General features: G+C 68.5%; 19 protein-coding genes. 10 read left to right on the plus strand and 9 right to left on the minus strand.

Going from position 1 to position 23,539, the window contains the following annotated elements; translation table 11 throughout:
• Positions 1 to 5: 5 nt before the first annotated feature.
• The 5 genes from ABD188_RS04095 to ABD188_RS04115 all read right to left on the minus strand — a co-directional run bounded on the left by ABD188_RS04095 (position 6) and on the right by ABD188_RS04115 (position 6,459).
• Positions 6 to 2,090, minus strand: coding sequence for a bifunctional lysylphosphatidylglycerol flippase/synthetase MprF (locus tag ABD188_RS04095; protein ID WP_344058780.1), 2,085 nt, complete (start codon positions 2,088 to 2,090; stop codon positions 6 to 8).
• Positions 2,091 to 2,121: 31 nt separating this feature from the next.
• Entirely contained in the window at positions 2,122 to 3,387 is a 1,266-nt protein-coding gene (locus ABD188_RS04100) for a coiled-coil domain-containing protein (RefSeq protein WP_344058782.1), read from the minus strand.
• The gene (locus ABD188_RS04105) at positions 3,380 to 4,063 is read right to left on the minus strand and encodes an HAD hydrolase-like protein (RefSeq protein WP_344058783.1); all 684 of its coding nucleotides are present in this window, start codon (positions 4,061 to 4,063) and stop codon (positions 3,380 to 3,382) included. The genes ABD188_RS04100 and ABD188_RS04105 overlap by 8 nt, the downstream gene beginning before the upstream one ends.
• A 399-nt stretch (positions 4,064 to 4,462) precedes the next feature.
• On the minus strand, positions 4,463 to 5,158 hold the full coding sequence (gene nucS, locus ABD188_RS04110; protein ID WP_344058784.1) for an endonuclease NucS: 696 nt from the start codon (positions 5,156 to 5,158) through the stop codon (positions 4,463 to 4,465).
• Between the two features lie 62 nt (positions 5,159 to 5,220).
• Positions 5,221 to 6,459 (minus strand): MFS transporter, encoded by a 1,239-nt coding sequence (locus ABD188_RS04115; protein WP_344058786.1) that lies wholly within the window; start codon positions 6,457 to 6,459, stop codon positions 5,221 to 5,223.
• Positions 6,460 to 6,539: 80 nt separating this feature from the next.
• On the opposite strand from ABD188_RS04115, the gene ABD188_RS04120 reads away from it, so the two are divergent.
• From ABD188_RS04120 to mnhG, 7 genes are all read left to right on the plus strand, one after another.
• Positions 6,540 to 7,634 (plus strand): LacI family DNA-binding transcriptional regulator, encoded by a 1,095-nt coding sequence (locus tag ABD188_RS04120; protein WP_344058788.1) that lies wholly within the window; start codon positions 6,540 to 6,542, stop codon positions 7,632 to 7,634.
• Positions 7,635 to 7,706: 72 nt separating this feature from the next.
• Positions 7,707 to 10,652: a Na+/H+ antiporter subunit A gene (locus ABD188_RS04125; RefSeq protein WP_344058790.1), complete on the plus strand. Its 2,946-nt coding sequence runs from the start codon at positions 7,707 to 7,709 to the stop codon at positions 10,650 to 10,652.
• The gene (locus tag ABD188_RS04130) at positions 10,652 to 11,197 is read left to right on the plus strand and encodes a Na(+)/H(+) antiporter subunit C (protein WP_344058791.1); all 546 of its coding nucleotides are present in this window, start codon (positions 10,652 to 10,654) and stop codon (positions 11,195 to 11,197) included. The genes ABD188_RS04125 and ABD188_RS04130 overlap by 1 nt, the downstream gene beginning before the upstream one ends.
• A complete protein-coding gene (locus ABD188_RS04135; protein ID WP_344058793.1) occupies positions 11,194 to 12,795 on the plus strand; it encodes a Na+/H+ antiporter subunit D in 1,602 nt (533 codons plus the stop codon). The genes ABD188_RS04130 and ABD188_RS04135 overlap by 4 nt, the downstream gene beginning before the upstream one ends.
• Before the next feature lie 5 nt (positions 12,796 to 12,800).
• The gene (locus ABD188_RS04140) at positions 12,801 to 13,400 is read left to right on the plus strand and encodes a Na+/H+ antiporter subunit E (RefSeq protein ID WP_425561365.1); all 600 of its coding nucleotides are present in this window, start codon (positions 12,801 to 12,803) and stop codon (positions 13,398 to 13,400) included.
• The gene (locus ABD188_RS04145; protein WP_344058795.1) at positions 13,397 to 13,666 is read left to right on the plus strand and encodes an MrpF/PhaF family protein; all 270 of its coding nucleotides are present in this window, start codon (positions 13,397 to 13,399) and stop codon (positions 13,664 to 13,666) included. The genes ABD188_RS04140 and ABD188_RS04145 overlap by 4 nt, the downstream gene beginning before the upstream one ends.
• Positions 13,663 to 14,025 carry a monovalent cation/H(+) antiporter subunit G gene (mnhG, locus tag ABD188_RS04150; protein ID WP_344058797.1) on the plus strand — a complete coding sequence of 121 codons (363 nt, stop codon included), beginning with the start codon at positions 13,663 to 13,665 and terminating at the stop codon, positions 14,023 to 14,025. The genes ABD188_RS04145 and mnhG overlap by 4 nt, the downstream gene beginning before the upstream one ends.
• Before the next feature lie 32 nt (positions 14,026 to 14,057).
• Here mnhG and ABD188_RS04155 read toward each other — a convergent pair whose 3' ends face one another.
• The 3 genes from ABD188_RS04155 to ABD188_RS04165 all read right to left on the minus strand — a co-directional run bounded on the left by ABD188_RS04155 (position 14,058) and on the right by ABD188_RS04165 (position 19,092).
• Entirely contained in the window at positions 14,058 to 16,679 is a 2,622-nt protein-coding gene (locus tag ABD188_RS04155) for a penicillin acylase family protein (protein ID WP_344058799.1), read from the minus strand.
• Positions 16,680 to 16,813: 134 nt separating this feature from the next.
• Positions 16,814 to 18,256, minus strand: a complete 1,443-nt coding sequence (gene argG, locus ABD188_RS04160) for an argininosuccinate synthase (protein ID WP_344058801.1) — start codon at positions 18,254 to 18,256, stop codon at positions 16,814 to 16,816.
• 74 nt (positions 18,257 to 18,330) lie between these two features.
• The gene (locus ABD188_RS04165) at positions 18,331 to 19,092 is read right to left on the minus strand and encodes a Pr6Pr family membrane protein (protein ID WP_344058803.1); all 762 of its coding nucleotides are present in this window, start codon (positions 19,090 to 19,092) and stop codon (positions 18,331 to 18,333) included.
• 151 nt (positions 19,093 to 19,243) lie between these two features.
• On the opposite strand from ABD188_RS04165, the gene ABD188_RS04170 reads away from it, so the two are divergent.
• The gene (locus ABD188_RS04170) at positions 19,244 to 20,530 is read left to right on the plus strand and encodes an adenylosuccinate synthase (RefSeq protein WP_344058805.1); all 1,287 of its coding nucleotides are present in this window, start codon (positions 19,244 to 19,246) and stop codon (positions 20,528 to 20,530) included.
• The gene (locus ABD188_RS04175; RefSeq protein WP_344058807.1) at positions 20,530 to 21,693 is read left to right on the plus strand and encodes a lactonase family protein; all 1,164 of its coding nucleotides are present in this window, start codon (positions 20,530 to 20,532) and stop codon (positions 21,691 to 21,693) included. The genes ABD188_RS04170 and ABD188_RS04175 overlap by 1 nt, the downstream gene beginning before the upstream one ends.
• A gap of 167 nt (positions 21,694 to 21,860) precedes the next feature.
• Here the strand turns inward: ABD188_RS04175 and ABD188_RS04180 are convergent, their stop codons facing one another.
• A complete protein-coding gene (locus ABD188_RS04180; protein ID WP_344058809.1) occupies positions 21,861 to 23,078 on the minus strand; it encodes an AI-2E family transporter in 1,218 nt (405 codons plus the stop codon).
• A gap of 105 nt (positions 23,079 to 23,183) precedes the next feature.
• Here ABD188_RS04180 and ABD188_RS04185 point away from each other — a divergent pair, with 105 nt between their 5' ends.
• Positions 23,184 to 23,501, plus strand: a complete 318-nt coding sequence (locus ABD188_RS04185; RefSeq protein WP_344058811.1) for a chorismate mutase — start codon at positions 23,184 to 23,186, stop codon at positions 23,499 to 23,501.
• Positions 23,502 to 23,539: the final 38 nt, after the last annotated feature.

Raw genomic sequence — 23,539 nt, forward strand, 5'->3', positions numbered from 1 at the left:
CGCTTTCAGTCGCGCTCCCGGCCGCGTACCAGTTCGATACCAGCGCCTGCGAACTGCCGCAGAGTCGCATCCGGGAGGAACGCTCTCGTGAGCGCCGCACCGATCCTGGTCAGGTCGGCTTCGTCGCGGAAGAGCAGGTACATCGTCTCGTAGCGCGGGTGGAACTTCTGCTTGAAGCGGTGGAGCGACCCGAAGCCGTAGACCGGCTCGAGGGCCTCTGCGAGGCGATCCGACAGAGCGGCGATCGCGCCGGCATCCGGCGGGTACTCATGGGCGAGCGGCGCACCCGAGAGCGACATGATCCGCGCGCCCTCGTCTGAGAACAACCGCGCAGACATGCCGATGAGGTACTCCATGACGGGGCCGAAGCCACCTTCGCGCCGACGCATGAGATCGAGGGTCCACCCTCGCGCAGTCCCGCCCGGGCCGTAGACGGGCAGCCACGAGAGGAAGCCGTCGACATCCCCCGTCGGCGAGATGGCCAGAGCGAGCCGCACCTCCGGATCCTCGGCCTGATCGAGCGTTCCCAGCGTGAATCCCATCTCGGGGAGACCCTTGTCTCCGACCCACATCTCCGAGATCGCCCGCATCTGCTGGCGGATGCCCCACGGCTCTTCGCTGAGCCGCGTCATCCGGAATGTCATGGATTCGCGACCGGCGCGGTTCATCGACGTCCGGACGGCGTTCCACCGTTTGCCGGTGAACTCGAGGCCAGGGAGGTCGACGATCGTGTCGTCGGCCACGACGAGGCTGCGCCATCCGCCCGGCACGGCCGCTTTCGTCTCGTCGCTCGAACTGAAGAAGCAGGGGATGAGGCCGGCGAACTCGGCGGCGTGGATGAATTCCTTCACCGATTCGGTGCGGGATGCCGCCGGCCCGATCGGATCGGCGAGCACCACCGCGACGCCTGCGCGGCGCTGGTACGCAAGGATGCCGCCGGCAGCGGTGCGGGCGTAGCTGTTGCCCTCCCACGTCATCATCCACGACAGTGTGCCCCCGCCATCCGTGTGCAGTGCGGCCTTGACGTCGTCGACGGTCGGAATGGGCTGAACGCCGATCGTGGCCTTGCGTCGGGCGCGGAACGCGCCGCGGACCCAGATCAGGTAGACCAGCAGCAGGGCCCACATGGCGGCCTGTGCGAGGGCCGCGGTGAAGTCGCCGACCTGCGACTCGATCTCCGCGGCCCCGAGGACGAAGAAGAGGAAGAGCAGCAGGATGCCGGTGAAGATGTTGAACGCCGCGAGCACGATGCTCCACGCCCACGCCCACCGTCGGCCACGGCGCAGACCGTTGGCGAGGAGGGCGATCACGATGACGTCGATCGCGACGTCGATGACGCCCCCGCCGGAGGGGGTCGTCTGCCCGAACGGCCCGTCGGTCGGCACCAGCAGGGTGAGAAGCTCGACGGCCAGCAGGACGATGATGCCGACGAATGCGATGAGTCGCTGCTCGCGGACGGTCGTTCGCTGGATCCGCAGCGACCGATCCACGAACAGAATGAGGAGAACCGCGAACGCATGCTCGAGGTCGGCGAGCGAACCCCAGAAGAAGAGGGTGGTGAACGAGAACCCGAGGAGCAGCATCCACCCTCGGACGCGCCAGGGTGCGATCAGCAGACCCACGGCCGCAGCGATGCCCGCGATCGAGCCGCCCGATGGTCCGACATCGAGAACGAGCGCTTCCTCCTGTGCCCACGGCCAGGGCAGCATCGCAGCGAGCCAGAGGAACAGGGCACTCGCGAAGATCGCGAACAGCTGACCGATGCCGAAATACGCGAGCGCGACGATCGAGCCGCGACGGTGTTCGAGGTAGGCGAGACCGATGAACGATGGGATGACGAAGACGTAGACGATCGGCTGGTTGACGAAGAACGTGCCGGTGATCGGCGTCCACCACCTTCCCTCGGCCAGCGCCGGGAGACCGTACGCGACGGAGTCGAACAGCGGGTCGTCCTGGAACGGCTGCCAGAGACCAGTCCAGACGATGCCCACGACGAGAAGGATGCCGACGAGCGTCAGCGTCGTCGGGATCCGCGAGAGCATACTGATGACGGGGTTGCGCCTGCGCACGCGGGTGGCGGTCTCGGTCATCCGCTCACGATAGCGAGAGGGGCGCGTCGAGTCAGCGTCCCGTCAGTGCAGCGTAGTCCGCGAGCGCCTTCGCGTCTTCGGCATCGCGGATCGCGCGGCGGGCGGCATCCAGGGCCGACACCGGGTCTTGTGCCTGACGGGCGCTCGCGAGTTCGCGCTGTGCGGAGATGAGGCGCGAGCGCGCGTCGGCACCGGCACCGGTGTGGCCCAGGGCCGCGTCGGCGTGGGCGATGGCGTTGCGCGCTGCCGCCAGTGTGCCTGGCAGCGCGGTGCGCGCGCCGCGCAGCCGCTGCTGTGCCGTCCGTGCGTCGCCGAGAGCGAGATCCAGCCGGTCGCGCACGCGCGCGATGCCGTCGATCGTGCGGGTGGGGTGCCGGGCTGCGTCGGTCTCGAGCGCCGTCAGCTGCTCCTCGACCTTGTGGAGTTCGGCGCCGAGCCGATCGGCCTCGGCAGGAGGCAGGCCCTCGCGCGTGACCATGGCCTGGCGAAGCGCAACGCGCGCCGTTTCGAACTCGCCGGGCACCGCCTGCGCGGCCTGCGTCACGAGCCGGTGGCTCTCTTCGAGGATCCGCGCGTCTTCCTCGGCCCGTCGGAGCGATCTTTCTGCGGACGCCAGGTCATCCAGAGCAGTGCGGGTAGGGTCGCTCGAGAGCGAGGCGGCAGCCGTCAGGTGGCTGCGAGCATCCTCGATCTCGCTGACGGCGGCCGACGCGGCACGGGACGCCTCCCGCCATTCGTCTTCTGCGAAGCGTGCCGACAGCTCGGCGACGAGTTTGGCAGGGTCTCCCATCGAAGCGCGAAGGGCCGTCAGGCGGCCCTGCGCGGCCGCGATCTGATCCGTTGCCGACACATTCGCCCGCATCCACTCCGCATGTTCGGCGCGGGCGCGCGTGATCAGTGCGAGCGCCTCCTCCGCGCGGCGCATGATCCGCTTGGAGCCCTTGCGGACGTCGGCCGGCAACATGGCCGGGTCCGACACCCCGCGGTAGTCCTCGAAGGAGTCGTCGCGCACGTGGGCCGCGTTGATCCGCGCTCGCCGCAGGGATGCCGGTGCATTGCCCCCATAGAGCGCGCCCGACAGGCCGACCTCGAGTTCGAGCTCGTCCACGGCGTCGTCGAGGCGCACGAGCACGCCGCCTGCCTGTGTGCGGACGGCTTCGGCAGCCGCGCGGGCGTGCGAGGACCGTCGCGCTCGCCGCAGCCCCCACACCAGGACGACGATGGCGATCGCCGTCACCCCGAACACGATTGCGGCCGGAACGGCCCAGCCGAGGATCGCCGCGCCGGTCTCATTCATCGACATCGCCCACCAGGAGCAGTTCTCGGAGCTGGTCGACCGTGTCGACCGCGACCTGGGCGCCGGCCGACTCATGCGGCCAGCTGAAGCCCCACCGCACGAAGATCACGGGTACCCCGTTGTCGGCCCCACCCTCGACATCGTGGTGGCGGTCGCCGACGAGCACCGGGCGGCTGGTGTCGACCCCGGCGCTGCGGAGCCGGCGAAGGGCCTCCGCGACGATGTCGGCCTTGGCGCTGAGGGTCCGCTCATCGAGCGTCGCCCCCACGATCGCCGTGAAGCAGGGGGACAGGTCGAAGTGATCCATGAGGGCGTCGACCTGGACCTCGGGCTTCGAGCTCGCGGTCGCCTGCGCGATGCCGGCGGCTGCGACATCCCGGATCAGCTCATCGATTCCGGCGAACAGTCTGGCCCCGGTGGTGTAGCCGTCGGCCTTGCCCAGCGTCCGGTAGAACGACACGGCCTCGGTCGACTCCGCCGGCGTCATGCCGGCGGTCACCTGGAAGGAGTCGTACATGGGCGGCCCGATCCAGTGCACGAGTTCGGCACGGGTCGGCGCGCGCTTGCCGAAGTGCTCGAGGGTGATGGCGAGGCGGCGTAGGATGCCGTCGGACGCATCCACGATGGTGCCGTCGACATCCCAGAGGATGCAGGTCCATGGCGATCGCATCGGCATGGGATCAGCCTAAGGTGAGTCGCCGCGGGCTCGGTTCGGCGATGGGCAGGGGCCTGCTCGCGAGTCCTCGATGTCCAGCGGCGCGGATTTCTGAACCTTTCGACCTTTGCTGCATTTCTCAATGAACTTCCTGCTCACATGCCCCGGCGGAACTTCGCGCTCACCTGGGTGAGGGTCGCGCTCACCGCGGGGTGTGTGTGTGAGCGGGGAGTTCATCGCTGTGCGCGGCCCGGCAAGGTGTGTGAGCGGGACGTTCCCTGGAGGCATGTGAGCGGGAAGTTCATCAGCGCGTACGGCAAATGTTTGCGGAGGGTGATTTCGCCGTCGACCCGGACAGTCGACGGCGGCTCCCGGGCGGGCACGGCGGCCAGCCAGCCACTCACCCCGACCGCCGCGGCGTCAGAACAGCCGCGGAGCCCCGGACTCGACGCCCTTCATGCCGTCGTAGTCGAGCGTGACGCACCGGATGCCGCGATCCGCGGCCAGCACCCGCGCCTGCGGCTTGATCTCCTGGGCGGCGAACACTCCGGTCACCGGGGCGAGGTGCGGGTCGCGACCGAGCAGCTCGAGGTATCGGGTGAGCTGCTCTACGCCGTCGATGTCGCCGCGACGCTTCACCTCCACCGCGATCGTGCCACCTGCGCGGTCGCGGAGCAGGAGGTCGACGGGGCCGATCGCGGTCGGGAACTCACGCCGCACGAGAGTGAGCCCGTCGCCGATGACGTCGACCTGCTCGGCGAGCAGGCGCTGCAGCTCCGACTCGACGCCGTCCTTCACCAGCCCGGGATCGACGCCGAGTTCGTGCGACGAGTCGTGGAGGATCTCGTGGATGCGCACCAGCAGGGCGTCGCCGGACTTGGCGTGCGTCACGCGCCACCACTCGATGACGCCGTCGACGGCATCCGACTCATCCGGAGGCTCCACGTCGAGACGGCAGGGCGGGCTCATCCAGTTGAGGGGCTTGTATGAGCCGCCGTCGGAGTGCACGAGCAGGCTGCCGTCACCCTTGTGGACCAGCAGCCGAGTCGCGAGGGGCAGATGCGCGGTGAGTCGGCCGGTGTAGTCGACCGAGCAGCGAGCGATGACGAGGCGCACCCGACGAGCCTACGACGCATCGAGCGGATGCGACGCCGCTCGCTCGGAGCGCGGCGCGCTGATCAGCGGTGCTCGGCGCGGTGTCCGGCGCCGACGGTCGAGCCGGCGATCGGCCGGGCTGCGCCGGAGGCGAGACCCGACGCGATCGCGAGCGCGACGAGGATGTAGAGCGTGTTGAGCAGTCCGATGTGCTCGCTCACGAACCCGAGGATCGGCGGTCCGCACAGGAACGAGATGTAGCCGATCGTGGCGGCGGCGCTCACCCGTGCGGCGGCCTTCGCCGGATCGTCCGCGGCGGCGGACATCCCGAGCGGGAAGCCGAGCGAGACGCCCGCACCCCACAGCGCCGCGCCGATGAAGACGAGCGGCGTGTTCGGAGCAAGGATGAAGAGCAGCAGGCCGGCCGTCGCGAGCCCGGCGAGCACGCGGAGGGTGGCGACGCGGCCGAACCGGTCGACGAGCGGTCCACCGAACACGCGCACCACCGTCATGCTCACGGAGAAGACGGCCAGACCGAGCGCACCGACCGCGGCCGTCGTGTCGTGGCCCTCGACCATGCCGAGAGCAAGCCAGTCGTTCGCCCCGCCTTCGGCGAAGGCCATGCCGAGCATGATGACTCCGAGCGCATACGTGCGCGGTTCGCGCCATGCCGACAGCGACGTGTGCAGGCGTTCACGCCAGTGGCGCTTCTCGCCTTCGTCGGGATCCATCGTGATCTCTCGCGCCGGCACCATGGCGTGCGTCACGAACGCCATGAGCACGATCGCGACGGCGATGATCGAGCAGTGCACGACAACGCCGACGCCCCACCATGCGGCGAGGGCGCCGATCCCGGCACCCACCACGGTGCCGAAGCTGAAGAAGGCGTGGAACAGCGGCAGGATCGTCTTGTCGCTCTGCTTCTCGATCGCCGCGCCCTCGATGTTCATCATGACGTCGAGTGCTCCGTTGCCGAGACCGAACAGGATCAGGCCGCCGACGACGACCACATACGATTCGGCGATGTCCGTGCCCATGCCGATGATCGCGACCCCGACGGCGAAGACGAGCATGGCGGTCAGCATCCCGCTGCGCGCCCCGAAGCGGGCGAGGACGATCGGCGCGAGTGACAGTCCGACGATCGATGCGATGCCGGCGCCGAGCAGCATGAGCCCGATCTGGATGTTGTCGACTCCGAGCGTGTGCTTGATGGCCGGCACACGGGATGCCCACGTTGCGATCGACAGGCCGCTCGCGAAGAAGATCGCGAAAACGGCGGAGCGCCAGCGCACCAGCTGCGGTCGCGTGAGCTCGAGTTCCATGATGCACAGCCTACCGAATCGATTCGGGGTCGTCGAATCGATTCGACGCCTGCTGCGGAGCGGGGTAGCATCGTTCCGACATGAGCACGCGCCGAGCCACCATCTCCGACGTCGCCCGCGAGGCCGGAGTCTCGCCGTCCACGGCTTCAGTCGTCTTCAGCGGCAAGACGCCGGTGTCGGACGCGACCCGTGCCCGCGTGCTCGAGGCCGCGTCGGCGCTCGGCTACACCGGGCCCGATCCCCGTGCCGCATCGCTGCGCCGCGGGCGCTCGGGCATCGTCGGCGTGGTCTTCGAAGAGCACCTCGGCACGGCATTCCTCGACCCGGTGAAGACCCAGATGATGGACGGACTCGCCGACGCCATGGCGCCGCTGGGCGCCGGCCTCCTGCTGCTGCGCGATCGGGAGTCGGTGGGCACCGGAGCAACCCTGATGACGGCGCCACTCGACGCCGCGGTGCTCGTGGGCTGCAGCGGACTCCTTCGCGAGTCGCTCGATGCGGTCAAAGCGCGCGGCATCCCGGTCGTCGTCGTCGAGGGGGATGCGGGAGTCGGCATCCCGCGCATCGGACTCGACAATCGCGAGGCGCAGCGCCAGGCCGCCCGCCACCTGCGCGCCCACGGACACACCAGGGTCGCGGTGGCGGCTCTCCCCGTCCGAGCAGGGTGGACTCGCGGGTGGATCCCCGACGACGCCGACGTCACGATCGACGTCACCCGCGAGCGCCTGCAGGGTGCCCGAGATGTGTACCCGGATGCCGCGGCCTACGCCGCGGCGGGCAGCTTCATCGACGAAGGCCTGGCTGCCGGACGAGAGATCTTCGCCGATGCGGCGAACCGCCCGACCGCTGTGATCGCACAGAGCGACCTGCTCGCCGCGGGGGTCATCCGCGCCGCTGAGGAGGCGGGTCTGCGCGTGCCGGAGGACGTCAGCATCACGGGATTCGACGGGATCGTCGTCGACGGGCTCGCGCCCTACGAGCTCACCACGCTGGTGCAGCCCGCGGCCGACAAGGGTCGCGCGGCGGGGCTCGCGGTCACCGCGATGCTGGACGGCGGGGAAGCGGCATCCATCACGTTCACATGCGTGTTCCGCAAGGGCAACACCACGGCGGAGGCGCCGCTCGCGCTCTCGGTCGAGCCCGGCGCGAACGGGACCGCTGCGCGCCCCCGTTAGACTCGAGCCACACCCTGATCGCCCAAGCCGCGTGCGCTGAGCCGATGGCCGACGACCACGAGGAGGACGCGCATGCTCCTCCTCCTCGGCGCGTTCACGGTTCTGCCGCTGGTCTTCCCGTGGCTCGTGGCCCGCCTCGGACCGCGCGCGTTTTACGCCGCCGCCGCCCTCCCGATCGCGGCTTTCGTCCAGGCTGCGCTGCTCACGCCGGCGGTCATGGCGGGTGACATTCCGTTCGAGGCATTCGATTGGATTCCCCCGCTCGGCATCGAGCTGTCGATGCGCATGGACACCCTCTCGTGGCTCATGGCCCTGATCGTGACCGGCGTCGGCGCGCTCGTGATGATCTACTGCCGCTGGTACTTCCGCGCGACATCCGAGGGTCTCGGTCAGTTCTCAGCCGTACTCCTGGCGTTCGCGGGCGCGATGTACGGTCTCGTGCTCACCGATGACCTGGTGATGCTCGTGATGTTCTGGGAGGTCACGAGCGTGCTCTCCTACCTTCTGATCGGCTACTACCACCGCCGTGCGGCGAGCCGCCGTGCCGCGCTGCAGGCGCTGCTCGTCACCACCCTCGGCGGGCTCGTCATGCTCATCGGCGTCGTCCTGCTCGTCGTGGATGCCGGCACGTCGAGTATCTCGACGATCCTCGCCCAAGCGCCCACCGGCCACGTCGTCGATGCGGCGCTCGTGCTGCTGCTGGTCGGGGCCCTCAGCAAGTCGGCGATCTTCCCCTTCCACTTCTGGCTTCCCGGCGCGATGGCGGCGCCCACGCCGGTGAGCGCGTACCTGCATGCGGCGGCGATGGTGAAGGCGGGCATCTACCTCATCGCCCGCTTCGCGCCCGTGTTCGCCATCGCCCCGACCTGGCGACCCATCGTGATCGGCCTCGGCGTGTTCACGATCCTGCTGGGCGGGTTCCAGGCACTCCGTGAGACCGACCTCAAGCGCATCCTGGCCTTCGGCACGGTGAGCCAGCTCGGCCTGCTCGCCGTCGTACTGGGTTTCGGCACCCGCGACGCCGCGCTCGCCGGGCTCGGTCTGCTGCTCAGCCACGCGCTCTTCAAGTCCGCGCTGTTCCTCGTGGTCGGCGTCATCGACCGCCAGCTGTCCACGCGAGATATCGGCGCGATCAGCGGTGTCGGCCGGCAGGCACCCGTGCTGGCGACGTTCTCGATGATCGCGGTCGCGTCGATGGTCGGGATCATCCCGACGATCGGCTTCGTGGGCAAGGAGGGCGCGATCGCCGCGCTGCTGCACGAAGCGCTCGGCGGCTCGCCGTGGGGCATCGTCGCGTTGGCCGGCGTCGTGCTCGGATCGATTCTCACCGCGGCATACGGCATCCGCTTCATCTGGGGCGCGTTCTGGACGAAGCGCGACGCTGCGGGCTCGCGGCTGCCGCGGACGGAGTGGCCCGACCCGCCGATAGGTTTCCTCGGGGCGCCGGTGATCCTGGCGGCACTCACGGTCGTCGCCGGCTTCGCGGCGCCGCTCCTCGACGCGGCGTTCGCGCCGTACGCCGACGAGGCGCCGCTCGCCGCCCCCGGCGTCACCCCGCCCCTGCACCCCGCGCACCTCGAACTGTGGCACGGGCTCGAGCCCGCGCTGTGGATCTCGCTCGGGACGATCGCGGTCGGCGCACTCGTCTTCTGGCTCACCGCGCGCACGACGCTCACCAAGCGCCTGCTGCCCTTCACCGCGGCCGAGGTCTACAACGCCGCACTCCGCGGCATCGCGCAGCTGTCGGTTCTGACGACGAGCTTGACGCAGCGGGGCTCGCTGCCGGTCTACGTCGGCACGATCTTCGTCGTGTTCGTCGCCGCGGAAGGCACGGCGCTGATCGCCGGCGGCGGATGGACCGTGCAGGTCGATGCATACCAGACCCCGATCCAGCTCTTCGTGGCGCCGATCATGATCGCGGCCGGCCTCATCGCCGTCCGGGCGCGCAAGCGCTACACGGGCGTTGTGCTCGTGTCTGTGACCGGCCTCGGGATGGTGCTGCTGTTCGCGACGAGCGGGGCACCCGACCTGGCGCTCACGCAGATCCTCGTCGAGACCGTCACGCTCGTGGCCTTCGCGCTCGTGCTGCGCCGCATCCCGGCCAGGCTCGGTGAGCACAACGCGTCGGTGCGCCCGGTTGCGCGGGCACTGCTCGGCGCGGGCGTCGGCCTGACCATGGCCGTGGTCGCCCTCGTCGCCACCGGGGCGCGTACGGCGAGGCCCATCTCGGACCGATGGCCCGAACTTGCGTACGAGCTCGGACACGGGCGCAACGTCGTCAACGTCGCCCTCGTCGATCTGCGCGGCTGGGACACCATGGGCGAGCTCTCGGTGCTGATCGTGGCCGCGACCGGCGTCGCCTCGCTCGTGTTCGTGACACACCGCGCCGACACGCTGTCGGATCTCACGGCGCCGCTGCCGACGACCGCGGTGCGTGCGCGGCGTCCGCTCGTCGAGACGAGCGACGGCGTGAAGTCGCGCCACGAGGCACCGGGTGTGCGTCGCACCGCCTGGCTCGTCGGCGGTCCGCGCGTTCGCCCCGAGAATCGCTCGATCATCCTCGAGGTGATCGTGCGGATCCTCTTCCACTCGATCATCATCGTGTCGCTGTACCTCCTGTTCGCGGGCCACAACCTGCCCGGCGGCGGCTTCGCGGGCGGGCTCGTCGCGGGCATGGCACTCGTCATGCGCTACATCGCCGGCGGCCGGTACGAGCTCGGCGCTGCAGCACCGACCGACGCCGGACGGCTGCTCGGCGCCGGCATGGCGATCGCGATAGCCTGCGCGATCACTCCGGTGTTCTTCGGTGCCGCTCCGCTCACGAGCGCGTTCTTCGACGCCGACCTGCCGATCATCGGCCACATCGAGTTCGTCACCTCGACGCTGTTCGACGTCGGCGTCTACCTCGTCGTGATCGGGCTCGTGCTCGATGTGCTGCGAAGCCTCGGTGCCGAGGTCGACCGCCAGGCGCTCGAGCCGCGCGACAGCGCGAGCTCGCCGCAGGGGGTGAGCCGGTGATGGATGTCTCGCTCATCCTGATCGTCATCATGGCGGTGCTCTTCGCCTGCGGCGTCTACGCCATGCTCGAGCGCAGTCTGACGCGCGTGCTCATCGGCTTCCTCCTGCTGGGCAACGCCACGAACCTGCTGCTGCTGATCGTCATGGGACAGCCGGGCGTAGCGGCCTTCTTCGGTGCGGCCTCCACCGACGAGATGTCCGACCCGCTGCCGCAGGCGCTCACCCTCACGGCCATCGTCATCACGTTCGCGATCTCGGCGTTCCTCCTCGCACTGATCTATCGCTCGTGGCAGCTCGGCCAGGCCGACACGTTCACGGACGACGAGGCCGACATCGCCGTGCGCCAGCGCTCGACCGCGGCCGAAGACACCATGGACGACGAGACCGAGATCGAGGACGAGGACGACGACGCCACCTCCGACTTCGTCGGTGTCGACACCGCCCCGATCACCATCGTCACGAGCCGGGACTTCGCCCGCGTGCGCGACGATGCACCCGTCGACACGCCCGACGACCGCGGGCCGGCGGGGGGTGGTGGCGCATGAGCGGCATAGCTCCCGCCCTCGTCCCGTTGCTGGTGACGCTTCCCCTGCTCGGCGCGGCGATCGCACTCATCGCCGGCGGACACCGCCGAACCCAGATCATCGTCTCGGTGGTGACGCTCTCGGTCGTGTTCATCATCGCGGCGACACTCCTCGTCGTGGTGGATGTCGGCAACCAGGCGATCGCGGTGTCGGTCGGCGGATGGCCGATCCCGTTCGGCATCGTGCTTTACGTCGATCGCCTCGCCGCGCTCCTCGTCGTCGTGTCGAGCGTGGTTCTGCTGGCCGTCCTGCTCTTCTCGGTCGGCCAGGGCGCTGCGGACGGCGACGACGACACCCCGGTCTCGATCTTCCACCCCTCGTACCTGATCCTGGCGGCGGGCATCTTCACCGCCTTCATCGCGGGCGACCTCTTCAACCTCTATGTGGGCTTCGAGATCCTCCTGGTGGCGTCGTACGTGCTGATCACCCTCGGCAGCACCGAGTCGCGGATCCGCACCGGCGTGGTCTACATCGTCGTCTCGCTGGTCTCGTCGATCCTCTTCCTCGCGGCGATCGCGATGATCTACGGTGCCCTCGGCACCGTCAACATGGTGCAGATCTCGGAGCGGATGGGCGAGCTGCCGCAGCAGACCCAGCTCGTGCTGCACCTCATGCTCCTCCTCGCCTTCAGCATCAAGGCGGCGGTCTTCCCACTGTCGTTCTGGCTGCCGGACTCGTACCCGACGGCGCCCGCACCGGTCACCGCGGTCTTCGCCGGTCTGCTGACGAAGGTCGGCGTGTACGCGATCATCCGCACCGAGACGGAGCTCTTCCTCGACAACGACGTCAACTTCCTCCTGATGGTGGTCGCGCTGGCCACCATGATCGTCGGCATCCTGGGCGCCGTCGCGCAGGCCGAGCTCAAGCGCATCCTGTCCTTCACGCTCGTGAGCCACATCGGATACATGATCTTCGGCATAGCGATCGCGACGCCCGCGTCGATCGGCGCGACCATCTATTACATGGTCCACCACATCGTGGTGCAGACGACCCTGTTCCTGGCGGTGGGGCTCATCGAGCGCCGCGCGGGCAGCACCTCGATCCTGCGCGTCAAGGGACTGATGCGCGCGGCGCCGGTCATCGCCATCCTGTACTTCATCCCCGCGGTGAACCTCGGCGGCCTGCCACCGTTCTCGGGATTCATCGGCAAGTTCGCGCTGTTCGAGGCGGCCGCGGATGTGGGTACCCCGGTCATGCTGGTGCTCATCGTGGGTGGCGTCGCCACGAGCCTGCTCACCCTCTACGCCCTGATGCGCGCCTGGAACCTCGCGTTCTGGCGCGAGGAGGACGACTCGGCCGAGACCGAGGCGCGCATCTCGTACCTCGGCGCCTCACCGGCCGCCGCCGTCGAGACCGAGCGCCGCGTCATCCCGAAGATCATGACGGCGGCGACCACCGGAATGGTCGCCGTCACTGTCGCGCTGACCATCTTCGCCGGCCCGATCTACGACGTGTGCGCGCGCATCGGCGCATCGCTCCTCGAGCCGGTCACCCTCGTGCAGCTCGAGCAGCAGCACGACGACAGCACCGGCGGCACCCAGAAGGGAGACCTGCCTTGACCACCGTGCGAGACGCCGCTTCGGAACGCCACCGTGACAAGCGCGGCCTCCCCATCCGGCTGTGGCGCCAGCTGCCGTTCTTCGTGTGGCTCGTCGCGCTCTGGATGCTGCTGTGGGGCCAGTTCACCTGGACCGCGTTCATCATGGGCGTCATCGCGGCGGTCTTCGTGACCCGCGTCTTCCGCCTGCCGCCGGTCGAGCTGTCGGGCCGGGTCAACCTCTGGTACGGCGCGATCTTCGTGCTGCAGTTCCTCGGCGCGCTGATCCGGGGCTCGCTCACGGTCGCCTGGCAGGTGCTCGACTGGCGCCGCCAACCCGGCGCGGCGATCGTCGCGGTGCCGCTTCGAGTGGACGACGACCTGATCATGACCCACACGGCGGTGACGGCATCCCTCATTCCCGGGTCGCTCATCGTCGAGGCGGACCGGGATCGCCGCATCCTCTACCTGCACGTCATCGGCGTGCGCAGCCGTCGCGACGTCGAGCGGCAGCGCGCGAGCGTGTGGGGCTGGGAGAGGCGGATCGTGCGCGCCGTCGGGTCGCGCGCGCAACTCGAACGTGTGAGAGCGGATGCCGCCACCCACGCCAGAGGGAGCGCCTCATGACTCCGTTGCTCATCGTCATCTCCGTCGTGTTCGGCATCGCCGCGCTCCTCACGCTGTGGCGGATCGTCACGGGTCCGTCGATCCTCGACCGGGCGGTCGCCGCCGACGTCATGCTGACCGAGGTGATGTGCGTGCTGGGCGCCGACATGGCGATCAACCACCACACCCGCTCGCTGCCGGTGCTGCTCATCATCGCGGCGCTCGGCGTCTTCGGCTCGATCTCCATCGCCCGCTTCGTCGCACGAAGGGACAACACGAACCAATGACCCTCGACGACTGGCTCGACATCGCTGCGATCGCGCTCATCCTCATCGGCGCCCTGCTGTGCCTCACGGCGGCGATCGGCCTGCTGCGATTCCGCGACGTTCCGACGCGTCTGCACGCCGCGACCAAGCCGCAGGTTCTCGGCCTGATCCTCATCTGCCTCGCCATCGCGCTGTCACTGCGCTCCTGGCCCGTGGTCGCGTTCCTGGTGCCGGTCGTTCTGATCCAGCTCGCGACGGCGCCGCTGTCGGCGCACATGGTCGGCCGCCAGGCGTACCGCAACGGCACGATCGACGAGAACGCGCTGTTCGTCGACGAGCTCGCCGAATCGCGAAGGACTCCGCCCGCGGCCGGCGGCTGAGCCCCAGCGGTCGGGCGCCGGGGGGTTCGGGGTCAGTCCGCGGGGGTCAGAATCAAGGTGTCGGTGGTGGCCGCAGCCACCGCCTTCGGCGAGAACGCCCAGGGCGTCAGCTCGATCTTCTGCCACGCCTCGGTCTGGTCGATGTAGTTCGGGTGGTAGGTGTGACCGCTCGTGCCGGTGAACTGGTTCCAACTCGAGTCGTCGAAGTCCGACAGGTCGACGATCATGCGCATGGACGGCACCGTGACCGTCTCGAAGCCCTCTCCCAGCGTCCATCCTGTGGCGTCGACGACCGATGTGCCGCCGCCGACGGGGAACGGCCCGCGGTTGAAGAGATACTCGATCGGCTCGATGCCCGACTCGCCGAACGTGCCGTTGACCAGCGGCAGCGCGTGGAGGGTGCCCCACTGCCAGCGGGTCGGATTATCGCCCTGCAGCTCGACCAGCCGCTCGTACGCGTCGACCGCGGTGCGCTGCAGCGTCTCCTCCTGGTCGCTGACACCGAGACCGTCGTTCGTCCACCAGGGTGAGTCGGGGTGGTCGAGCAGCTCGTCCATGACGAGGAACATGCGTCCCTGGTCGGAGGCCGGCGCCGGGTGCTCGCGGCCACGCGCGAACACGTTCTGCAGAAGCTCGTCCCACAGCACGTTCGCGTACGCCGCAGCAGGTGAGTCCGCGGTGTTCTGGGCATCCCACTCCCGCATCAGGTCGAGCGCGGCATCCGGCCCCGCTTCACCCGTGTCGAGGTCCATGTATGCCGCAGCCAGGCGCTTGCCCATGAAGAACTCCTGATCGGCCTGGATGTCGCGCATGTCGCCCGCGGTCAGCGGGCCGCTCGCCGACTTGCGCTGCAGCAGGTCCACGATGCGCGCCGCCCGCCAGCCGTAATCCCAGTCGCGCGTGAGCAGGTACGGGTAGTCCTTCTTCACGATCGCATTGTTGGCGGTGACGATGTAGCCCTCGTCCGGGTTGTAGGCGACCGGCAGGTCCTTGAAGGGGATGTATCCCTTCCAGTCGAACGCGGACGACCAGCCCGGCTGCGGCATCGAGCCGTCGCCCTCGCCGCGGATCGGCAGCTTGCCGGGCGTCTGGTAGCCGATGTTGCCGTCCACGTCTGCGTAGATGAGGTTCTGGGCAGGCACGTCGAACCTCTTCGCGGCCGCTCGGAAGTCGTCGAAGTTCTGTGCGAGGTTCAAGGCGAAGATGGATGCCGCGGTCGTCCCCGGCTGCAGCGCGGTCCATTTCAGGGCGACGGCGTATTCGCCCTCCGGCGGATCGGTGGGCTCGCTGACCGTGCCGTCGGTGCCGGTGTAGGGGTCCGCGGCGATCGCCGTGAAGTCATCGGTCAGACCCGAAACGATCGGTCCATGCACCGTCGAGCGGATGACGAGCTCGACGTCGTCGCCTCCCGCCACCTTCAGGGTCTCGGTGCGCTCGTCGAGCGGCACGAGGGCGCCGTCGCGCCAGTACTCGTCGCCCTGCACCTTCTCGAGGTAGAGGTCCGTGACGTCGGTCGTGAGGTTCGTGAAGCCCCACGCGATGCGGTCGTTGTGGCCGATCACCACCCCGGGCACCCCCGAGAAGCCGAAGCCCGCCACGTCGAATGGACACTCCGGCGAAACCGTGGTGCATTTCAGTCCGACCTGGTGCCAGACGCTCGGCAGCGACGCGCCGAGATGCGGATCATTGGCGAGGAGCGGCATCCCGCTCTCGGTGAGACCTCCCGAGACGACCCAGGAATTCGAGCCGATGCCCTCTCCGACGCCGCCGACGAGCGTGCTCACGGCCTCGATGACACCGTCGACCTCCGACCACTCGATCGACGCCGTCGCGGCCTCGGCATCGTCCTCGGTGTCGTCTACGACGCCGGAGGCGCCGGCGGCAGGGCTCGAGATCGTCGGTACGATCACCGGGTTGCGGTCGTACGGATAGTCGGGATACAGCCCTGCGAGCTGGTCGGACGTGAAGTTCGGCGCGGCGACTGCACGCTCGGTCTCATCCTCGATGTTCGAGCGAAGGTCCCACGCCATCGCTTTCAGCCACGCCACCGAGTCCGCGGGAGTCCAGGGCTCGATCTCGTAGTCGGGATTCTGCAGGCCGAGCACCGCGTACTCGAACGACGCCTCTGCGCCGGAGTGGTCGGCGAGGTACGCGTTCACGCCCTCGGCGTAGGCGTCGTAGTAGGCCTTCACGGTGGGATCCAGCGCCTCCACCTCCTGCTCGGCGATGTCGTGCCAGCCGAGCGTGCGCAGGAACTTGTCGGTTCCGAGCTGCGATTCGCCGAAGAGCTCCGACACTCGGCCGGATGTCACGTGTCGGCGGAAGTCCATCTCCCAGAAGCGGTCCTGCGCGTGTACGAACCCCTGGGCGTAGAAGAGGTCGTGGGTGTCATCGGCCGTGATGACGGGGATGCCCAGCACGTCGCGCTGCACCGTGACATCGTCGCCGAGGCCCTCGACGGCGATCGTGCCGCTCAGGGTCGGAAAGGACCGCTGTACCGTCCAGACGAGGAATCCGGCGGCGATCAGGGCGATGACGATCACACCGGCGACGATGCTGAAGAGCGACAGCCCGATGACGCGGCCCACCGATCGCCTGCGCGGCATCGTTTCGTGGTCTGCCGACAGTGTGTTCTCGGCGGGGGGCTTCGACATTGAGAGCTTTCACTTCGAGGGGAGACCCGGTGTCACCCACCAAGGACCTCAGTGTCGCACTTTCGGGTCGCGAGACACCGTGAGGAATCGTAGCCTGGAGCGTCCCGAACCTCGAATCCCGCTTGGATTCGGGCTCAGTCCGAGCCGAAGTCGAACGCCGCGCGCTCTGATGCCTCGTCGACGGCATCGGCGAGCTTCACCTCCGCCGCGTCGGCGGGGGTGGCCTGGTCGGTGATCTCGTCTGCCCCGCCGGCGGTGACGCGTCCCACGAGGTCGCCGGCCGCGCCGCCGATGATTCCGTGCGCGGCATAGTGCTCGAGACGGGTGCGCGAGTCGGCGATGTCGAGGTTGCGCATCGTCAGCTGACCGATGCGGTCGACGGGACCGAAGGCGGCGTCGCCGACGCGCTCCATCGACAGCTTCTCGGGGGCATAAGAGAGCCAGGGTCCGGTGGTGTCGAGGATCGTGTAGTCCTCGCCGCGGCGCAGGCGCAGCGTGACGGCGCCGGTGATGGTCGAGCCCACCCACTTCTGGATCGATTCGCGCAGCATGAGGGACTGCGGCTCGAGCCAGCGGCCCTCGTACATCAGCCGCCCGAGCCGGCGGCCTTGCTCGTGATAGGTCGCCAAGGTGTCCTCGTTCAGGATGCCGTTGACCAGGCGCTCGTAGGCGATGAAGAGCAGCGCCATTCCGGGCGCCTCGTAGATGCCGCGCGACTTCGCCTCGATGATGCGGTTCTCGATCTGGTCGCTCATACCGAGCCCGTGGCGACCGCCGACGATGTTCGCCTCCCGCACGAGTGCCACGGCATCCGTGAACTCGACGCCGTTGATCGCGACCGGCCGACCGGCCTCGAAGGCGATCGTGACGTCTTCGGTGTCGATTTCGATCGCGGGATCCCAGAAACGCACTCCCATGATCGGCTCGACGGTCTCGAGTGAGACGTTCAGGTGTTCCAGGGTCTTCGCCTCATGCGTCGCACCCCAGATGTTCGCGTCGGTCGAGTACGCCTTCTCGGCGGAGTCTCGATAGGGGAAGCCGTGCGCGACGAGCCACTCGCTCATCTCCTGCCGGCCGCCGAGCTCGGTGACGAAGTCCGCGTCGAGCCAGGGCTTGTAGATGCGCAGCGCGGGGTTGGCGAGAAGCCCGTAGCGGTAGAACCGCTCGATGTCGTTGCCCTTGTAGGTCGATCCATCGCCCCAGATGTCGACGCCGTCATCCTTCATCGCGCGCACCAGGAGAGTGCCGGTGACCGCACGACCGATCGGCGTCGTGTTGAAGTAGGTGCGGCTGCCTGAGCGGATGTGGAAGGCGCCGCACGCGAGGGCGCCGAAGCCCTCTTCGACGAGGGCCACCTTGCAGTCGATGAGACGTGAGATCTCCGCGCCGTATTCGAGGGCACGGTCCGGGATCGCGTCGATGTCGTCTTCGTCGGGCTGGCCCAGATCGCCCGTGTAGGTGCAGGGGATCGCACCCTTGTCGCGCATCCAGGCGACGGCCACCGAGGTGTCGAGGCCCCCCGAGAAGGCGATGCCGACGCGCTCGCCGACGGGGAGTGACTGAAGAACCTTCGACATGGTTCAAGTCTAGTGAGGGGTTCGATGGCACCTCTCGACGACCGAAGACTGAAGGGTCCCGAGAGGTTCGAGTGCTACGCGGTGGAGTGGGGATGCTCGGGCGCGTCGATCGCGTCCTGCGCTTCTGCGGACTCTTCCTCTTCGACACTCGCGCCACGCAGCCGGCCGATCCAGAGGACGAAGAACCCGACTGCGATGACCGCGACGGCGATGCCGATGATGTACAGCACGACCGAGCCGTAGCCGTTCGGACCGTTCGGGTTGAGGAAGGGGTAGGGATACCAGAACGGCGATCCGTCGACGGGGTTCGTCGTCAGCGGGCCGCGGATGAGGGTGTAGATCACCCAGATGATCGGAATCGCCGCGATCGTCCACGCCGCGCGCCACGGCAGACGACGGCGCAGCGGACCGAGGAACAGGTCGAGGGCGAGCAGGATCGGGCCGACGACGTGCAGGACCTCGTTGGTCCAGGGGATCGAAGTGCCGGGGGCGAGTTGGATGCCGCGGAGGAGCGTGTTGTAGACGATGCCCGTGATGATCATGTACGTCGTCGTCGCCGCGAGCACTCGGGCGAGGATCGGCGGCTCGTCGGCTTCGTCGCGACGACGGAACCAGAACCACAGCGCGGCCCAGAGCAGGACGATGACCGACAGCAGATTCGAGAGGATCGTGTAGTAGCTGAAGTAGTTGACGAGGGTGACGCCGATGTCGCGTCCCTCCCTCGTCGCGATCTCCAGCGTGTTGGCGAGCTGGCGCACTATCGCGGCAGCGATGAGTCCTGCCGCGAGGACGCGGATGACCGACCAGATCTGCGCCCAGGCGTTCGATCTCAGCATGCGCTCACCATATCGGCGGCCTCGGGATCGGTCGCCGATCCGCCGCGGAAAGTCGACGGCCCGGGCACACTCCGCGGGCTCGGCGGCGCCGTCGATAGACTGGACATGCCCGTTCGCCGCACCCGTCGCGGCGCCATTCCCAGGGGGACCCATGCCAGGCATCGTCATCATCGGAGTGCAATGGGGAGACGAAGGCAAGGGCAAGGCGACCGACCTGCTCGGTGACCGCACCGACTGGGTCGTGAAGTTCAACGGTGGCAACAATGCGGGTCACACCGTCGTGATCGGCACCGAGAAGTACGCCCTGCACCTCCTGCCTTCCGGCATCCTGTCGCCCGGTGTGAACGCCGTCATCGGCAACGGCGTGGTCATCGACCTCGAAGTCCTCTTCTTCGAGCTCGAAGCGCTGCAGTCGCGCGGCGTCGACGCCTCCCGGCTGCGCATCAGCGCCAACGCCCACGTCATCACGCAGTACCACCGCACACTCGACAAGGTGACCGAGCGCTTCCTCGGCAAGCGCCAGATCGGCACCACGGGGCGTGGCATCGGCCCGGCGTATGCCGACAAGATCAACCGCGTCGGCATCCGGATTCAGGACCTCTTCGACGAGAACATCCTGCGTCAGAAGGTCGAGGGTGCGCTGGACCAGAAGAACCACCTCCTGGTGAAGGTCTTCAACCGCCGGGCGATCACGGTCGACGAGATCGTGGAGGATCTGCTGTCGTACGCCGAGCGGCTACGGCCCATGGTCGCCGACACCGGGCTGCTGCTCAACGACGCGCTCGACCGCGGCGACGTCGTCGTGTTCGAGGGCGGCCAGGCGACCATGCTCGACGTCGACCACGGCACCTACCCGTTCGTGACCTCGTCGTCCGCGACCGCGGGCGGCGCGTCGACCGGCGCCGGCGTCGGACCCAATCGCCTGGATCGGATCGTCGGCATCGTGAAGGCCTACACGACGCGCGTCGGATCAGGACCCTTCCCGACCGAGCTGTTCGACGAGCAGGGCGAATGGCTGCGCTCGCGGGGCTTCGAGTTCGGCACCACGACGGGTCGGCCGCGGCGGGTCGGCTGGTACGACGCTCCCATCACGCGGTACGCGACGCGGATCAACGGCATCACCGACCTCGTCCTCACCAAGCTCGACATCCTGACCGGTCTCGACGAGATCCCGGTGTGCGTGGCGTACGACGTCGACGGCGAACGCTTCGACGAGATGCCGGTCAATCAGTCCGACTTCCACCACGCGAGGCCGATCCTGGAGTTCCTGCCGGGCTGGAAGGAAGACATCACAGGCGCCCGCGAATTCGATGACCTTCCGCTCGCCGCGCAGGACTACGTCCTGGCGCTCGAGGAGATGAGCTCCACCCGGATCTCGGTGATCGGTGTCGGCGCATCCCGCGACGCCGTGATCGTGCGCCACGACCTCATCGCCTGATGCGGTTCTGGCTCGGCGCGTACACCGCCGACATGGAAGGTGTGGCGTCCGGGATCGGGATGCTGCTCGCCGGCGCGCCGGATGACGCGTCCGCCGCCGGGCCGCTCGGGTTCGCGGGCGACGTCGCGGCCGCCGACTCCCCGTCGTGGCTCGCTCAGCATCCGACGCTGGACGTGCTCTACGCCGCCCAAGAGGAAGCGGGCACCCTCCAGGCGTTCCGCCGCACCGGCGAGGCTTCGTTCGCGCGGCTCGGCGACGCGATCCCCGGCGGTGGGGCGCTCTGTCATATCGCGGTGGCGCCCGACGGCGGATCGCTCATCGCGTGCTCGTGGGCTGAGGGCGACGTCGTCCGGATGTCGCTGGATGCCGCGGGGCGGCCATCGTCCCCGGCCGTCGCCGCTGCGGCGACCGACCCCTACGGATCGGATCAGCCCCTCGCCGCGGCGGCCGATGTCGATCTCGGAGCCGCCGCGAGTGCGTTGCGCGCCGCGGTGGGCGCCGAGTTCGCGCACCTCGTGCCCGCGTACGCCGAGGATCCGCGTGAAGCCGCGGACGCGGCATCCGCTCGCCCCTCTCGGGCGCATCAGGCGGAGTACCTCGCCGGCGGGCTCATCGCGACGACCGACATGGGCCTCGATCTCGTCCGGTTCTGGCGGGACAGCCCGGCGGGGCTGCGCGAGGTGCAGCAGGTCGTGCTGCCGCTCGGCACCGGGCCGCGTCACCTGGTGCAGCACCCCAGCGGCCACCTGTACGTGGTCGCCGAACTGTCGTGCGAAGTCTTCGTGCTCGGTGCGGATGCCGCGGGGTCGTGGCATCTCGTCGGAGGAACGCCACTCGGCATGGGCGTGCTCGACGGCGACACTGCGGCGGGGATCACGACCTCGCGAGACGAGCACTTCATCTACGTCGGGGTGCGAGGAAGCAACACCATCGCGACGCTGCGGGTGCACGGGCAGGGCGACGTGGTCGCGCGGGTAGCCCTCGTCGAGGCCGGCGTGGACTGGCCGCGGCATCACGTGGTGGTGCGCGACACCCTGCTCGTCGCCGGACAGCGCTCGGACGACGTGGTCTCACTCACTCTCGATCTGCGTACCGGGGTGCCGGGACCCGTGAGGCACCGTACCCCCGCGCCGTCGCCGACGATGATCCTGCCCGCGCGCTGAGTCGCGTCCCGCGCTTCGGGCGCGTCGACAAGCTCAGCGACCGGACGGACCGCCTGAGCCCAGTCGCTGTCGTCGACGGATGCAGGACGATCGACGAATTCAGGACGGTTCGCGCGGATCGGTCCTGAATCGGTCGATGCCCCTGATCTCGTCGATGAGGGCCCGGGTCAGACCTTCGCGTCCTGCTTCTTGAAGAACACCTGTTTGATGATCAGCAGGATCGACGCCGTCACGGGGATGGCGATCAGAGCCCCGATGAAGCCGAGCAGCGTGCCACCGATGAGTGCGCCGATCACCACGAGCGAACCGGGTATCTCGATGGCCCTGTTCATGACCTTCGGGGTCAGCACGTAGGCCTCGATCTGGATGTAGATCAGGTAGCAGATGGCGAAGATCAGCGCTGAGATCGGGCTCGTGAACAGCGCCAGCGTGGTCGCGACGATCCAGTACAGCACGGGTCCGATCAGCGGGATGATCGTGATCGAGAAGGCGAGCACGCCCATGAGCAGCGGGTAGGGGAGGCGCAGAACCAAGTGCAGGATGGTCGCCACGACGGAGTTGAAGAACGCCAGGACGACCATGCCCATGAGGTATCCGCCGACCGAGTCGGTGATCTGGTCGGTCATCGCGCGCACACCCGGGCGCCGGCGTGCCGGCGCGAACTGCATCAGCGAGTCCTTGATGCCGGGGAGCGACGCGACGAAGTACAGCGTCAGGACGACGACGATCAGGCCGCCGGAGATGGCAGTGGCGATGCCCGCGCCGACCTTCAGCAGGCCTCCGGAGATCGCCGCGATGTTCTTCGGGTCGGTGATGAACTTCTCCACCTCGTCGACGAGCGACGTGAGTCCGGTGCCGAAGATCCCCTCGAGCCAGTGGTAGAAGTCGGACTTCTCGAAGTTGGCGATCGAATCAGGGATGCCGCTGATCAACTGGCCGACCTGGGTGATCAGGGTGGGCACGACGAGCCAGAGAAGGCCGATGCCGATGACGGCGAAGACGAGGAAGATGATCGCGATCGCCCACCCGCGCTTCACATTGTGCTTGCCGAGCCATTTGATCACCGGATCCAGGCCAAGGGCCGCGAACGCAGCCAGTCCGATGTAGACGAGGATCGTGGCGATGTTGGTCAACGCGATTCCGAAGAGGATCGCGACCAGTCCGCCAAGGGTCAGCAGCAGTCCGACGGTGAAGGGATGGTCCAGGCGCGCCCACAACGGCCGGTCCTGTCCGTTCTCGACGGCGGCGCCGCCGGGCGCCGGCACGACGGCGGGGAGGCCGCCGCCGCTGGGCGGTCCGGCGGCAGTGCCCGCCGCCGGATCTGCGGCGAGCGGCGTGAGATCGTCTGTCCCGTGGGCGCCGGGCGAGATGGACGCGTCAGTCATGGTGACACTCTAGGGCTCGTGCACTCGAACCCGTTCGAGGCCTGCCCGGCGTGACACGTGGCGCCCGGTGGCCGCGCGGTATCGTCGAGGCACGAGGGGGACGCCATGACCGATGCATCACCGTCGTCCGGCGAGGACGATCCGTTCGAGACTCTGCTGAGCTTTCGCGCGACCATCGACAACATCGATGCCGCGCTGGTCTATCTCCTCGCCGAACGATTCCGCGCGACCAAGCAGGTGGGGCGGCTGAAGGCGAAGCATGGGATGCCGCCGTCCGATCCCGCACGCGAGGAACAGCAGCTCGAACGCCTGCGTGCGCTCGCCATCGACGCCGACCTCGATCCGGAATTCGCCCAGAAGTGGTTCACATTCGTGGTGGCCGAGGTCATCCGTCACCACACCGAGGCCGCCGACGGTGTCTGAGGACGCACTTCGCCAACGTGAACTCCCGTTTCGGGACG

The sequence above is a fragment of the Microbacterium pumilum genome (assembly GCF_039530225.1).
Taxonomy (GTDB): domain Bacteria; phylum Actinomycetota; class Actinomycetes; order Actinomycetales; family Microbacteriaceae; genus Microbacterium; species Microbacterium pumilum.